The organism is Exiguobacterium sp. R-39, from assembly GCF_049942815.1.
Taxonomy (GTDB): domain Bacteria; phylum Bacillota; class Bacilli; order Exiguobacteriales; family Exiguobacteriaceae; genus Exiguobacterium_A.
On record NZ_CP187965.1, the window covers coordinates 1,844,423 to 1,858,236 of the forward strand.

Genomic DNA, 13,814 nt, shown 5'->3' on the forward strand with positions numbered 1-13,814 from the left:
CCCTCTTACCCTTAGATTTTTTCGTAAAAAAAGCTTTGCTTCATCTTCAGACCAAATCGTTCTGGTTGGAAAATCTGTTCTGTTCCACCGACGAATAAAATGCCGCCCGGTTTTAAGGCATCGACGAATGAACGGTAGACATGCGCCTTGGCTTCCTCTGTAAAATAAATCAAGACGTTCCGGCAGATGATCAAATCAAATCCGGTATCATATCGGTCACCCAACAAATTGTGTTTACTGAACCGAACGAGACGTCTGATTTCGGGAACGACTTCAAACTGTTGTTCTTGTTCGATGAAATACCGTTTTTTTCGTGCTTCCTCCACTTCATTTAAAGCGGATGCCCCGTAACGGCCTTGTTTCGCCTTTTCGAGAACCAGGTCATCCAAGTCCGTTGCCTGAATCGTAAATTGTGCAGGATCCATCTTTTCGTTTAAGATCATCGCTAACGAATACGGTTCCTCCCCTGTCGAACAGGCAGCACTCCAGGTCCGGATTCGTCCGTGAGCACGGGCTTGCAATACAGGCAAGATATCTTGTTCGAGTTGTTGCCACCGAATCGGATTCCGGAAAAACTCGCTGACGTTAATCGTCATGCGATCCAAAAATTCGTCATACAATGTCGCACTTTTTTCCATCGCCTGCATATAAGAAGCAAATGTACTGTATCCTTTTTTATCGCGTAGCGCTGTCAATCGTCGCTTCATCTGGGCTTCTTTATATTGTCCTAAATCAATTCCTGATTTTTTTAAGAAACGCTGGATGAAAAGCTCATAGTCCTGCATAGTCCACCTCACAAATCCTCTCTCTGTCGGGATTGTTTCTAACACACTCCCTATCTTATTTTCTATCTTAGCATAAAGCCATTTCCTTTCCAAAAAACAAAAAAAGACGATTGAGCAGTTGCTCAATCGTCTTGCCGACATTAAACGTTTAATGGTTGTCCTTGAAACCAAAGACCGAGTTCACGCTCGGCACTTTCCACACTGTCTGAACCATGAATGACATTCTCGCTCATCGTGTTCGCGAAATCGCCCCGAATCGTTCCTGGCAGTGCTTCCGTCGGTTTCGTTTTCCCGATCATCATCCGTGAAACCGTGACGACATCTTCGCCTTCAACACGAAGCGCGACGACTGGACCAGATGTCAAAAAAGTGACCAACTCTCCGAAAAATGGTTTTTCTGCGTGTTCCGCGTAATGAGCTTGAGCCAATTCTTCAGATACCTGCATCATTTTCATTTCACGAATTACAAATCCCTTACGTTCGATACGAGCGATGATTTCCCCAATCAAACCTCGTTCAACGCCATCCGGTTTTACCATTAAAAACGTTTGTTCCATTACTAGTTCCCCCTATGAAATGCAGATAAAAAAGCGCTTACATAGTAAGTTTACTGCGTAAATGGACAAGCGGCAAGAATTTTTTTACATTTTTTCAACCTTTGCGTTTTCCGACATACCGGGCGACTTCTTCCAAGGAACGTTTTGCTGACGATTTCGGCAGATGATTCAAGCGGAGAATCGCCCGTCGGATGTATAAATCAACGGTTTGTTGCGTGCGCTCCAACGCATCTGATTGTTGCAACCGGTCCAGTAAAGGAGCCACTTCTTCATGACTCGGCATCGAACGGATCTTTTGTAACTCACGAAAGAAGTCTTGATCTTCCGAAGCATAAAACACAGGCAAAGTTTTATGACCATGCCGCAAATCTTCCGCGACAGGTTTTCCGAGTTCCGTCCGCTTGGCCGTAAAATCGAGCAAATCATCTGCAATTTGGAAAGCTAGACCGATGTCACGCCCAAATTGTCGTAACGCTTTTGTATCTTCCGGTGAACAGTTCGCGACAATCGCCCCAAGGTGACAGCTGGCTTCAATCAAGATCGCCGTTTTCCGTTCAATCCGCTTGATATACCGTTTGATGGATTGTTCCCAGTCGTACTGATCGTAAATCTGCTCGATTTCGCCCTCACAGATTTCACGCATCGCATGGACCATCACTTGAACAAGTTCCGGTTTCCCGACTTCACCAATCAACTTAACTGCTTCCCCAAATAAAAAGTTACCGGAATAGAGGGCAACTTCTTCATCAAAATGTTGCATGACGGTTGGTTTTCCGCGTCGCAATTCGGCATCATCAATCACATCATCATGCACGAGCGAAGCCATGTGAACCAGTTCAAGACTGGCTGCGACTCGCACGAGTTCATCACGGTCCGCCCGACCGAATTTTGATGCCAACAGAACAAACGCAGGCCGAATCCGTTTGCCGCCTGCTTGAAGCAATTGTTGTCCGGCAGCATCGATTGTCGGATCGTTCGATGCGATGTGACTGATCAAAAATTCATCCACTAAATTCACTTCTTTTGTTACATCCCGATAAATTGAATGCAGTGACATCTCACCACTTCTTTCCGAGGTGCATTGCAGCCGCCCCACCTGCAAATGCTTTTACTTCAACTTGCATAAAACCGGCCTGTTCAAACAGTTGCTTCAGCTCGACACGATCTAAAAAGACTTCTGTTGATTCTTGTAGCCAATTGTATTGATCATAGGATTTCGCAAACAAACGACCGACTTGCGGCATGATTTTCCCGAAATATAGTGCGTATGCTTCTTTAAATAACGGTGCTGTCGGTTGGCTCGTCTCGAGACAAACGACCGTCCCGCCCGGTTTCAGGACCCGATGCATTTCTTTAATGACTTGCAGATAATCCGGAACGTTCCGCAGCCCAAAGCCAATCGTCACGTAATCAAACGAATGGTCGCCAAACGGAAGCTCCATCGCGTTTCCATGAATCAATTCGACATTTTTCATTTCAAGCGCTTCAACTTTTTCCACGCCGACTTTCAACATGTTTTCAGAAAAATCGAGTCCTTTGATCACACCCGTCGGACCGGCTGCTTTCGCAAGTTGAATCGTCCAGTCGGCAGTTCCGCAACATAAGTCGAGACACTTTGCTCCCGGAAACACATTCATCCGCCGCATCGTTTCTTTTCTCCACAATTTATGAAGGCGGAAGCTGATGATGGAATTCATCTGATCATAATTACTTGAAATCGATTGAAACACTTCATATACTTTTTTCTCTTTTTCTTGTGTCTGCACGCAGTTCACCCTTTCGAAGATATTACGCTACTGCCATCTGTTCCAGATGAGATAATAACAGTTGTTGAGCACTTGCCTGTAAGCTTCGTGCCCGTTGACGGATTAAACGTTGTCCGTCCTCCGTCAACCAGTCTCTTCCGCTAATCGTTGCTAGTCCTTGAACCAATCCGAATTCTGCCTTTAACCACAATAAGACATACTCTTCGGTCGAATCGTAGTTTTCCTCATGAAGGGCACATTTTGCTTCGTTCACATGCTGAACGGTCCGTCCGAGTGTTACGAGTGCCGTTTGGGGAAGAGAAGCCAATTCTTCGAAGAAATAGCTCGAAAACAAATCTCCGGCCAAAACCAGCAATTGTCGTTCTTTTGAACCTCTCTCGGTCTCTCCGACACGTTCATGTAACAGTAAGGCCACTTGTGCATAGTGCACACCTTTGACAAGTGATTGCCAAGCCAACGTTTCATTTTGGGCGACATCGATCAACCAACTGATTTGTTCACGATTGATGGAAGGGAAATCCACATGCCGAGCCAATTGTGTTGTTTGTTTTGTAGTGAGTGCAGTGACCATTTCTTCCACGAGCAGCTCTTGATGATTCATGCTTTTACCCCCCGATCTCCAGTGCCATCTCGTTGATGGATTTTCTTCTTTTTTAATATACCATAATCAGTCCGTTTTCTCGTCTCTCAATGTCCACAAAAAAAGCCGTCCGAGGATTTCCTCGAACGACTATGTAGCCGAATTACTTAACCGCATCTTTCAATGCTTTACCTGGTTTGAAAGCCGGTACTTTGCTTGCTGGGATTTCGATATCTTCTTTTGTACGTGGGTTGCGACCTTTACGAGCTGCGCGTTCACGGACTTCGAAGTTACCAAAGCCAATCAATTGGACTTTCTCTCCAGACTGAAGTGTCTCAGTGATCGATTCGAATGTTGATTCTACAACTTTCGTCACGTCTTTTTTAGTCAGACCTGATTTTTCGACAACTGCTTGAATGAGTTCAGTTTTGTTCATTACGTTCACCCCCTCCCAATCACTTCTTCGAGGCTAATCATACCTTATAAACGTTGATATTACAACATTTTCGTTAGAATCCCTATTAATTTTCTGATTCTTCGATCGATTCTTCAGAAAACACAGGTTCGCCTTTTTTATTGATTGTGTAACTTTGGGAGTACGCAGGAACAAAAGGTTGCTCATCGTAGAGCAAATGCCGAATATCTTGGCCGACTTTCGGCTTTTTCTTCGCTGTTTCGACGGCTTTTTTAAGTTCAGGCAAGTAGTTGATAAACAACTGTCCTTGCCCGTCGACATAGATCGACAATTTTTCGTCTGAATACGGACTTGGTACTTTCGGTTCTTCTTTAATAAACAGCTTTTTATAATCCAGCGTAAACTGATTTTTCCCGATCGAACCTTTGAAAGGATACTTGTCATTTTTCTTACGGTACGTATCAATTCGGACTTGGAGCTTTTGAAGTTCTTCTGCTACAAGCAAGTCCATCAATTTGACTGTCGGTTTTTTCTCGACGTCGACGAGTAAATAAATGAATGTACCGCCACCTTCAAAACTGTTTGGAGGCGGGTCACTCATGTATCGCGGAATCAGACGTCCCAGTTCGATTTGATAGCGTTCCATTAACGGCGTATCTGCTTCTCGTGTTTTGATTGGTAAAACTCCCGTATCCTTTTGATACGCGTCCACTGCATTTTGTACCGTCCGAATCTGTTCCGGATAAGGAACCCGATTCGACGGTTTTTGACTGTCCGGAAACAGACAACCGGATAACAACATGACCGGGACCAACATGAAAACCACCAAAAGTTTTTTCATGCGCTCGGACCTGCCATGACGATAAAGACCATGATGATCGATGCAACGATAAAACAAAGAAAAGCAATGGTCGACATCAAAAATTGCCAACCTCCGGATAATTTCGTCCGACTGATTGTGACCAATAAGACACTGATCGCAAACAAACCGATCCCGGCGAACGAAATCCACATTTTTAGTAATCCAGGACTCAAGGTTTCCACCCCACTCCGTTAATCTTTCATCGTAAACAGATGTTCAATCTCATTTTTCTGCGGACGGCGCATCAATTTCTGTACTTCTTCTGCCGGAGTATGTCCGTCGAATAAGACATGATAAAGCGCTGTCGTGATGGGTAACTCACATTGTTTCGTTTCTGCTAAATCGTAAGCAGCTTGTGTCGCCCGGACGCCCTCGACGACCATCCCCATGTTCTCAAGAACGGTTTCGAGTTTTTCGCCCCGGCCGATCGCATTTCCTGCACGCCAGTTCCGGCTGTGGACCGATGTACAGGTCACGATTAAGTCGCCCATTCCCGTCAAACCAGTGAACGTCATCGGATTTGCACCGAACAATGTTCCGAGTCGGGCAATTTCGACCATTCCACGGGTGATCAAGGCAGCTTTGGCATTATCACCGTACCCTAATCCATCTGCCATTCCGGCTGCTAAAGCAATGATGTTCTTGAATGCTCCGCCCAGTTCTGCTCCGATGATATCGGCATTCAAATAGACACGGAAGTTATCATTCGTAAACAATTCCTGCACACGTCCCGCCTCTGCCATATCAGTGGAAGCAACCGTCACAGTCGTCGGCTTCCGTAATGCGACTTCTTCCGCGTGGGATGGACCCGTCAACACACAAATTGCTGAACGTTTAGAGGCATCAATTTCCTGTTCCATCAATTCCGACAGCCGCAAATGTGTTTTAGGTTCAATCCCTTTCGAGGCATGAATCAACACGACCGGTTCCGTCAACAATTCATTCAGCTGACACGATACAGAACGAATCGCAGAAGAGGGCGTCACAATCAAGATATGTGAGACCCCTTCAACAGCTTCGCTTAAAACAGTTGTTGCCTGAAGTGATTCCGGCAACGTCACATCTGGTAAGAACTGCGTATTTTCATGATTTTGATTAATGGCATCAACATTTTTTTGATCCCGACCATAGAGAGTGACCTCATGACCGTTATCGGCTAAAACGAGTGAGAGTGCGGTTCCCCAACTCCCGGCTCCAATGACTGCGATTTTTTTCATCATGATTCACCTTGTCCTTATTGTTTTTGACGTGCCAAAATCCGAATTGGTGTTCCTGTAAAATCAAAAGCTTCACGAATCCGGTTATCCAGATAACGTTTATATGAGAAGTGTAACAATTCCGGATCATTGACGAATAAAACGAATGTAGGCGGACGAGAAGCGACCTGTGTCGCATAGTTAATCCGCAAACGAACACCTTTATCCGTTGGTGCAGGATTCATTGCTACCGCATCTACGATGACATCATTCAAGACACTTGTCTGAATGCGTTGTGCATGACTCTTCGCTGCTTGTTTGATGACAGGAAGTAACGTTTGTAAACGACGTTTTGTTTTCGCCGAGACAAAAACGATTGGTGCATAATCAAGGAACCGGAATTCTTCGCGAATTTCCTCTTCCATTTTTTTCATTGTTTTATCGTCTTTTTCAACGGCATCCCATTTATTGACGACGATCACGATAGCACGACCTGCTTCATGGGCATAACCGGCAACTTTTTTATCTTGCTCGATGATGCCTTCTTCACCATCTAATACGACACAGACGACATCCGCCCGTTCGATGGCTTTTTGTGCACGCATGACACTGAATCGTTCTGTTGATTCATAGACTTTTCCGCGTTTGCGCATACCAGCTGTATCGATGATGACATACTCTTGTTCATCCCGTGAAAACGGTGTATCGATTGCATCACGCGTTGTACCGGCGACACTTGACACGATGACCCGTTCTTCACCGAGAATCGAGTTCGTCATACTTGATTTCCCGACGTTTGGACGTCCGACTAAAGCAAACTTAATCGTGTCCTCATCGTATTCGATCTCTTCTTTATCCGGTGCAAGCTCAAGCACACGGTCAAGCATATCTCCGAGTCCTAAACCGTGCGTTCCGGAAATCGGATACAAATCACCAAATCCTAATGAATAAAACTCGTACATCAAATCGCGCATTTCAAAGTTATCGACTTTGTTGACCGCAATGACAACGGGTTTATTTGAACGGAATAACATATTTGCGACTTCTTCATCTGCTGATGTAATGCCTTCACGGCCGTTGACCATAAAAATAATGACATCCGCTTCATCGATAGCGAGTTCCGCCTGATGACGCATCATTTGAAGTAGGGGCTCATCCCCGACTTCGATTCCACCTGTATCAATCAAATGAAAATGACGATTCAGCCATTCTCCAGTTCCGTATATACGGTCGCGGGTAACGCCTGGCTTGTCTTCTACGATCGAAACCCGATCTCCAATCACCCGGTTAAAAATCGTCGACTTTCCGATATTTGGGCGACCTACGATCGCCACTACTGGAATTGCCATCCCAACACCTTCTTTCTCTTCTCTCGCTTCATAGCCGTTCTATTGTACCAAATGAAGCGGTTTTATACCATATCTATCGGAACATAAAAAAAAGTGAACACGTTTCGTGTTCACTTTTACTACGTTATTCTTTTGAATCCGATTCTTTCTCAGCAAGATCAGCAACTGAAAATCCTTCGTTTTGATCCGTATACTGAGAATAGTCATCTTCCGACGATTCTTCCTGCTCCAGCACACGTGTTGACAAGGAAATCTTATGCTCCGCAAGATGCACTTCAAGAACTTTTGCTTCAATTTCCTGACCTTCTTCAAGCACTTCTGACGGCGACCCGATGTGACGGTTCGCGATTTGCGAAATGTGAAGCAGTCCTTCCACCTGTGGCGCTAGTTCAACAAACGCACCGAATTGGACGATTCGACGGACACGTCCTTTGACGATATCTCCCGCTTCGATTTTACCTTCCATCTGTTGCCATGGACCCGGCTGCGTTTCTTTGATCGAAAGTTTTACTTTTTCCGTATCGCGGTCGACACCAAGTACTTTCACTTCGACTTGTTGTCCTTCCGTGACGATATCAGACGGCCGTTCCACACGATGATGTGCCATTTCAGAAATGTGGACTAAACCATCCACACCGCCAATATCAACGAACGCACCGAAATCCGTTAAGCGTTGAACCGTTCCTTCTAAAATCTGGCCCACTTCGAGCTGCTCGAGGGTTTCTTTTTTCTTCGCATTCAGTTCGCCTTCGACAACGGCTTTATGCGAGAGAATGACACGATTTTTTTCTTGATCCAGTTCGACGACTTTAACAGCAATCGTTCGACCAATATAATCCGAAAAGTCTTCCACGTAATGTCGTTCTACAAGAGAAGCCGGAATGAATCCACGAACACCGATATCGACGACAAGTCCGCCTTTGACGATATCTTTTACAACAACATCAAAAATTTCACCTGATGCGTATTTCGCTTCGACTTTTTCCCATGCCTGCAAGGCATCCACTTCACGTTTGGAAACAACTACTTCTTCATCTGTTATTTTCTTGACCTTTACTTGTAGTTCATCACCGACTTTGAGCGCACCTTGAATGTCATCCAAGTGGAGACTCGATACTTCGCTAATCGGCAGGATTGCTTCTGTCTTATATCCGATATCAATGAGTGCTTGCTTGTCTTCAATCTTCACGACCGTTCCGGTTATCACCTGGTCCCGATGAATTTCAAAATCAGGCATATCTTTCATTTCTTCGACCATTCCAACACAACCTCCTCACGATGAGTACAAGAAACGTATGAATACGTTTATCCTTCTTCTAACTTCTTACAATTCTGACTATTTGTCAAGGCATTACGCGTGATTGAAGTAGACGGTTTTGATTTCTTCCAAAATCCGTTCGGAAATCGCCTTCGCCGCCCCTCGCTGATCTCTTAAATCCGTAATGTCAACCGGTTTTCCGATGGCAACGCGCATTCTTCGGAACGGACGGTAATCCCCGATGATTGCAATCGGTAAGATTTGGGCCGGTGAACGCAAAGCGAAGAATCCGACGCCGGGTTGGGCTGATGTAAACTCTCCTGGTGCCGATCGGGTCCCTTCCGGAAAAATTCCGACCGTTTCATCCGAATTTAACAATTCAATCGTCCGCTTCAGTGCTTGGCGATCACCTTGTCCGCGACCGACCGGATAGGTTCCGGCTGAAATCATGATTTGCTTGAGAACCGGGATATTGAACAATTCTTCTTTCGCCATGTAGCGTACGGAGCGGCTGGTCGGAATAGCACTGACTAAAAAGACCGGGTCCCAGTTGGAACTGTGGTTGGCACAGACTAAGAGTGATCCGTCAGACGGAATATTTTCCTTCCCCGTCACTTTTAAACGGAAGACCGTTTTAGCAATCATCAGGACGATGAATCGTGCTAATCGATAAACAAATTCGTTCTTTTTCATTTCAGGACACCTTCTGCAAGTTCAGTTAACCGGGCGACGACCTGATCAATGTTCAATTCTGTCGTGTCGAGGTAAATGGCATCTTCTGCTTGCTTAAGCGGCGAAACCTTCCGTTCGCTATCCCGCTGATCGCGCAGGGCGATTTCTTCCTGCAATGCTTCTAAGTCGCTGTCTATTCCACGGGCGACATTCTCACGGTGACGGCGGCTCGCTCGTTCTTCGACCGATGCCGTCAGAAAGACTTTCAGTTCGGCTTCAGGCAAGACGACCGTCCCGATGTCACGACCGTCCATGACGATCCCCCCATGTTCCGCCAGTTTGCGTTGGGCAATGACAAGCGCCGACCGGACTTCTGCTTGGCGGGCGACAAACGAAACGTTATTCGTCACTTCATTCGTTCGAATCGCTTCCGTCACTTCCCGTTCTCCGATGAAGACCCGTTGTCCGTGTTCTCCCGGTGTCAGACGAAGATCGAGTGATTTCATCAATTCTCCAAGGACCGGTCCATCTTCTAAATCAAGCCCCTGTTCTAACGCGGCAAGCGTGACGGCACGATACATGGCTCCTGTATCGATGTACACATAATCGAGATGTGCTGCTAATTGTTTGGCAATCGTACTTTTCCCGGCTCCTGCTGGTCCGTCTAAGGCAATTTGAATATTCTTCATGAGTGATTTCGTTCCTTCCATCATCACCAACGTAAGTGGTGTATAGTATCGACCGTTATCATAGCAAAAAAAAGCCCTTACGTGAATGGATTCGTTCCACGTCGTGAATTTTTCATTTGCGCTTGGTAACAGTGCCGTAAGACCAGTTCACGACTTCGGTCATTGATCCGAGTAAACTGAAAGGCTAATTCATAACGGGCTTCTCTCGGGTCAACACGGACGAGTTCTGCCAAAACATCGACTGTATGTGTCACACCGTCTCCCATCGGCAGTAAAAAGGTTAATTCCAGCTCTTCCTTCACTTCAATTGGAATTTGATTAGCCAATACTAAAATTCCGCCTGCCGATAAATCGAGCGTCACAGAAGTGAACGGTTCAAAAGCCGTTTTATGTGGATGAACAGCTACATCCAATAATTGAGGCACACGGACGAACTGCCGGCGCTGGACACGCTGAATCATGTCTTCTTTTGGTCGACGTAACGCATACCGTTGACCTCGTAACGGATCATTTTGACGTTCGACGACTTCCGTCTCAAATCCATACAGCTTTCCTTTTTCCTTAAAAAAGTAAAATCCGACTTGTTCTTGATCCGACAAGATAAAAGTTTTTAACGTCGAGACTTCACTTGGTGCCTCAATCCAAATCAGTCGGTTCGTCACGGCTGTCACTTTCGTTCGCCCTTGCCGGTCCTCTTGATTGGTCAACATGACTAAATCTCCAGTTTCTATCATCTTACTCTCTCCCAGCCCATTCTATTCAGTTACTTTTTCTATTGTGGCGTTGGTTCAAACGATTCGCACTTCGAATTTGATACAGACCGACCGTCCATAATCCAATCATAAATAAAATCGGCACAATAGATATACCACCATTTTCCAATATTAACAAATTAAAGATAGTGTGTACAATCATCGGAACAAAAATCGATAATCCGAGCCAACGATACGGATGATTCGAAAACTTAGCTTTTCCCATAAAAAATCCCATGATGACTGCAAATAAAGCATGTCCTGAGACCGGTAACAACGCACGGAAAATCATATGTTCAACCGTCCCATTGACCATTAAATATAAAATATTTTCCAGTGTCGCAAATCCTAAGGAACAAGCGACTGCATAAATGATACCGTCATAATAGTCATTAAACCGCTGATGGATATAAACGGTATAAAACACAACAAACCATTTTGCAAATTCTTCCGTCACGGCAGAACGAACCAATTGAATCGGTTCCAGTCCTCCAAACTCATTTTGAATGATGTATTCGATGAACATTAAAGGAAAAACAAGAAGTATCCCGAAAATAAAACTACGTAGGATATACCCTACGGGCTCTGATTCATGTTCGTGGCGCAGATAAAAATATGTCAACAATGCAATTCCTGGGGCAATTCCTGAGAAAACGATTGGTAACACGTCTCCTCCCCCTTCCTATTCTCTTAGAATAAAGGTTTCTGTCGAAAAAGAAAACAGCACCCATTGTTTCTCTGGAAAAAAAGGGTACAATGTTAATGAAAATGACGGGAAAGAAGGTGAAGGTTGCTCGTTTTACGACGACGACTACTTAATGAAAAAACTACTTTTGATTCATACCGGAGGCACCATCGCCATGGCGCAAAACCATTCCGGTCACGTTTTACCTAATGAAATCAATCCGCTGGATGCCTCATTGCCCAAAGCGACCGACATTGCTGACATTACAACACGTCACTTTTCCAATCTGCCGTCTCCGCATATCACACCAGAAATCATGTTACGACTTGCTCACTTCATCGGTAAGGAATTACAGGATGGCTCGTATGACGGCGTCGTCATCACACACGGCACGGATACGTTAGAGGAAACAGCATACTTTCTCCAGCTCACGATTGGATCGCCTATCCCGATCGTTTTGACTGGTGCGATGCGTTCTTCCAATGAGGTCGGATCAGACGGTGAATTTAATTTGATTACCGCCTTACGGGTGGCCGTCAGTAAGGCTGCTCAAGACAAAGGGGTCCTCGTCGTCTTCAACGGGGAAATCCACTCTGCGTTTAACGTCACAAAAACTCATACCTCTTCAGTCGATACTTTTAAATCCGTCCATTTCGGAAATCTGGGTATGGTGACGAAAGATCATGTTTACTTATTTAACACACCGCTTCTCAAACCGACCCATATGGTGACACAATTGAGCAAACGCGTTGCCGTCCTCAAAGTCTATGCCGGGATGGAGCCTGATTTACTGCTTGCGGTCAGCGAACTCGGTTACGATGGCCTTGTGCTAGAAGTACTCGGTCAAGGAAACGTGCCGCCGAGCCTGGTAGATGCGATTCAGACACTGACACAACAAATGCCGATCGTTATCGTCAGTCGTTGTTTCAACGGGATCGTCCAGGATGTATACGGGTATACCGGGGGCGGACAACAATTAAAAGAACTCGGTGTGATTTTCTCAAATGGACTGAATTCTCAAAAAGCACGGTTGAAATTAATGATCGAACTTGAGATTAGTGCGACGCACCATGCTTTGGAAGAATCTTTCCGCGTCGAATAGAAGAACAGACAACAAAGGGAGGGGCTATGAACGCCTCTCCCTTTGTGTGCATATACATTATGATCGTGCAGTTTCTTGTTTCAGACGATACAGAAGACTGTCTGCAATCAATTCACCATGGAATCGTCCGTTTTCGATGAAGATTTTATTGGCATCATATCCAGCTGCAACAACACCAGCGATATAGATGCCGTCGATGTTCGACTCCATCGTCGCTTCATCAAATACAGGGATTCCTGTTTCTGAATCGATTTCAATTCCGGCATCGGCGAACAGTCCGATATCCGGTGTATAACCCGTCATCGCGAAGACAAAATCAGCTTTGACGGCCAACTGTTCACCGTGAACAGAATATAACACTTCCGCATTCGTAATTTCTTCGATTGTTGCGTCAAACACCATCGTCACTTTTTCTGCCCGGACCAGGGATTCAAAATTCGGCAGGACCCATGGTTTAATCGACGGACTATACGATTCGCCGCGATACAACATGGTCACACGGGCACCTGCTTTTTCAAGTTCAATTGCTGCATCGACACTCGAATTCTTCCCGCCGATTACGACAACATCCTGGCCATAAAACGGATGACCTTCTTTGAAGTAATGGAAAACGTGTGGCAACTCTTCGCCCGGTATATTCATCTTATTCGGCAGTCCATAATAACCGGTCGCGAGAACAACCGATTTGGCTTCCCGTGTCACGACTTGCTGATTGCGAAGCGAAGTCACGTTAAACCCGCCGTTGATGCGCGCGACGTGTTGAACCGTCTCAAATGGTCGCACGGTAACTTCTTTTCGCCGTACTACTTCCCGGTAATAGACGAGTGCATCTTGTCGTTTCGGTTTCAATTCTTTATTAATAAAAGGCACACCGCCGATTTCCAGCTTTTCACTACTTGAAAAAAACGTCTGGTGTGTCGGGTACTGATAAATGGCTTCCACGATATTTCCTTTTTCAATGACTTCGACGGACAATCCCCGTTCCTGCATTTCAATTGCAGCTGATAACCCACAAGGTCCTGCGCCGATGACGATACAGTCCAACATATCTCTTTCGCCTCTTCCGCTTGCTTTTTTTTCATCTTAGCAAATCTTTCCGGCCGAAGAAAGAAATAACCATACAAAAAAAGCTCACTTCACTTAGAA

The 13,814-nt window shown here is 45.4% G+C and carries 17 protein-coding genes; 1 reads left to right on the forward strand and 16 read right to left on the reverse strand.

What is annotated here, in order from left to right; translation table 11 throughout:
- Nucleotides 1–11: 11 nt before the first annotated feature.
- The 15 genes from ACP26N_RS09835 to prsW all read right to left on the reverse strand — a co-directional run bounded on the left by ACP26N_RS09835 (nucleotide 12) and on the right by prsW (nucleotide 11,548).
- Nucleotides 12–785 (reverse strand): CheR family methyltransferase, encoded by a 774-nt coding sequence (locus ACP26N_RS09835; RefSeq protein ID WP_131502538.1) that lies wholly within the window; start codon nucleotides 783–785, stop codon nucleotides 12–14.
- A 140-nt stretch (nucleotides 786–925) separates the two neighbouring features.
- On the reverse strand, nucleotides 926–1,342 hold the full coding sequence (gene ndk / locus ACP26N_RS09840) for a nucleoside-diphosphate kinase (protein ID WP_131502539.1): 417 nt from the start codon (nucleotides 1,340–1,342) through the stop codon (nucleotides 926–928).
- 94 nt (nucleotides 1,343–1,436) lie between these two features.
- Nucleotides 1,437–2,399, reverse strand: a complete 963-nt coding sequence (locus ACP26N_RS09845) for a polyprenyl synthetase family protein (RefSeq protein ID WP_131502540.1) — start codon at nucleotides 2,397–2,399, stop codon at nucleotides 1,437–1,439.
- A gap of 1 nt (nucleotide 2,400) precedes the next feature.
- Nucleotides 2,401–3,108 (reverse strand): demethylmenaquinone methyltransferase, encoded by a 708-nt coding sequence (locus tag ACP26N_RS09850; RefSeq protein ID WP_131502541.1) that lies wholly within the window; start codon nucleotides 3,106–3,108, stop codon nucleotides 2,401–2,403.
- 22 nt (nucleotides 3,109–3,130) lie between these two features.
- Nucleotides 3,131–3,709: a heptaprenyl diphosphate synthase component 1 gene (locus ACP26N_RS09855; RefSeq protein WP_114595557.1), complete on the reverse strand. Its 579-nt coding sequence runs from the start codon at nucleotides 3,707–3,709 to the stop codon at nucleotides 3,131–3,133.
- Between the two features lie 142 nt (nucleotides 3,710–3,851).
- Entirely contained in the window at nucleotides 3,852–4,124 is a 273-nt protein-coding gene (locus tag ACP26N_RS09860) for an HU family DNA-binding protein (RefSeq protein ID WP_012370671.1), read from the reverse strand.
- Between the two features lie 85 nt (nucleotides 4,125–4,209).
- Nucleotides 4,210–4,944 carry a hypothetical protein gene (locus ACP26N_RS09865; RefSeq protein ID WP_426353747.1) on the reverse strand — a complete coding sequence of 245 codons (735 nt, stop codon included), beginning with the start codon at nucleotides 4,942–4,944 and terminating at the stop codon, nucleotides 4,210–4,212.
- A complete protein-coding gene (locus tag ACP26N_RS09870; RefSeq protein ID WP_026828071.1) occupies nucleotides 4,941–5,138 on the reverse strand; it encodes a DUF2768 family protein in 198 nt (65 codons plus the stop codon). Before ACP26N_RS09870 ends, ACP26N_RS09865 begins: the two co-directional genes overlap by 4 nt.
- Before the next feature lie 18 nt (nucleotides 5,139–5,156).
- Nucleotides 5,157–6,182 carry an NAD(P)H-dependent glycerol-3-phosphate dehydrogenase gene (locus ACP26N_RS09875; protein WP_426355408.1) on the reverse strand — a complete coding sequence of 342 codons (1,026 nt, stop codon included), beginning with the start codon at nucleotides 6,180–6,182 and terminating at the stop codon, nucleotides 5,157–5,159.
- A gap of 17 nt (nucleotides 6,183–6,199) precedes the next feature.
- The gene (gene der / locus ACP26N_RS09880; RefSeq protein WP_026828069.1) at nucleotides 6,200–7,510 is read right to left on the reverse strand and encodes a ribosome biogenesis GTPase Der; all 1,311 of its coding nucleotides are present in this window, start codon (nucleotides 7,508–7,510) and stop codon (nucleotides 6,200–6,202) included.
- 124 nt (nucleotides 7,511–7,634) lie between these two features.
- A complete protein-coding gene (gene rpsA, locus ACP26N_RS09885) occupies nucleotides 7,635–8,768 on the reverse strand; it encodes a 30S ribosomal protein S1 (protein WP_114595553.1) in 1,134 nt (377 codons plus the stop codon).
- Nucleotides 8,769–8,861: 93 nt separating this feature from the next.
- Complete coding sequence (locus ACP26N_RS09890) at nucleotides 8,862–9,461, reverse strand: lysophospholipid acyltransferase family protein (protein ID WP_114595552.1); 600 nt, start codon at nucleotides 9,459–9,461, stop codon at nucleotides 8,862–8,864.
- Entirely contained in the window at nucleotides 9,458–10,129 is a 672-nt protein-coding gene (gene cmk, locus ACP26N_RS09895) for a (d)CMP kinase (RefSeq protein ID WP_131502544.1), read from the reverse strand. The genes ACP26N_RS09890 and cmk overlap by 4 nt, the downstream gene beginning before the upstream one ends.
- Nucleotides 10,130–10,206: 77 nt before the next feature.
- Nucleotides 10,207–10,863: a flagellar brake protein gene (locus ACP26N_RS09900; protein ID WP_426353750.1), complete on the reverse strand. Its 657-nt coding sequence runs from the start codon at nucleotides 10,861–10,863 to the stop codon at nucleotides 10,207–10,209.
- A 25-nt stretch (nucleotides 10,864–10,888) separates the two neighbouring features.
- On the reverse strand, nucleotides 10,889–11,548 hold the full coding sequence (gene prsW / locus ACP26N_RS09905; protein WP_114595549.1) for a glutamic-type intramembrane protease PrsW: 660 nt from the start codon (nucleotides 11,546–11,548) through the stop codon (nucleotides 10,889–10,891).
- Between the two features lie 151 nt (nucleotides 11,549–11,699).
- Here prsW and ACP26N_RS09910 point away from each other — a divergent pair, with 151 nt between their 5' ends.
- Nucleotides 11,700–12,668, forward strand: a complete 969-nt coding sequence (locus ACP26N_RS09910) for an asparaginase (protein ID WP_426353752.1) — start codon at nucleotides 11,700–11,702, stop codon at nucleotides 12,666–12,668.
- A 57-nt stretch (nucleotides 12,669–12,725) separates the two neighbouring features.
- Here ACP26N_RS09910 and ACP26N_RS09915 read toward each other — a convergent pair whose 3' ends face one another.
- Nucleotides 12,726–13,715 (reverse strand): YpdA family putative bacillithiol disulfide reductase, encoded by a 990-nt coding sequence (locus tag ACP26N_RS09915; protein ID WP_131502547.1) that lies wholly within the window; start codon nucleotides 13,713–13,715, stop codon nucleotides 12,726–12,728.
- Nucleotides 13,716–13,814 lie beyond the last annotated feature (99 nt).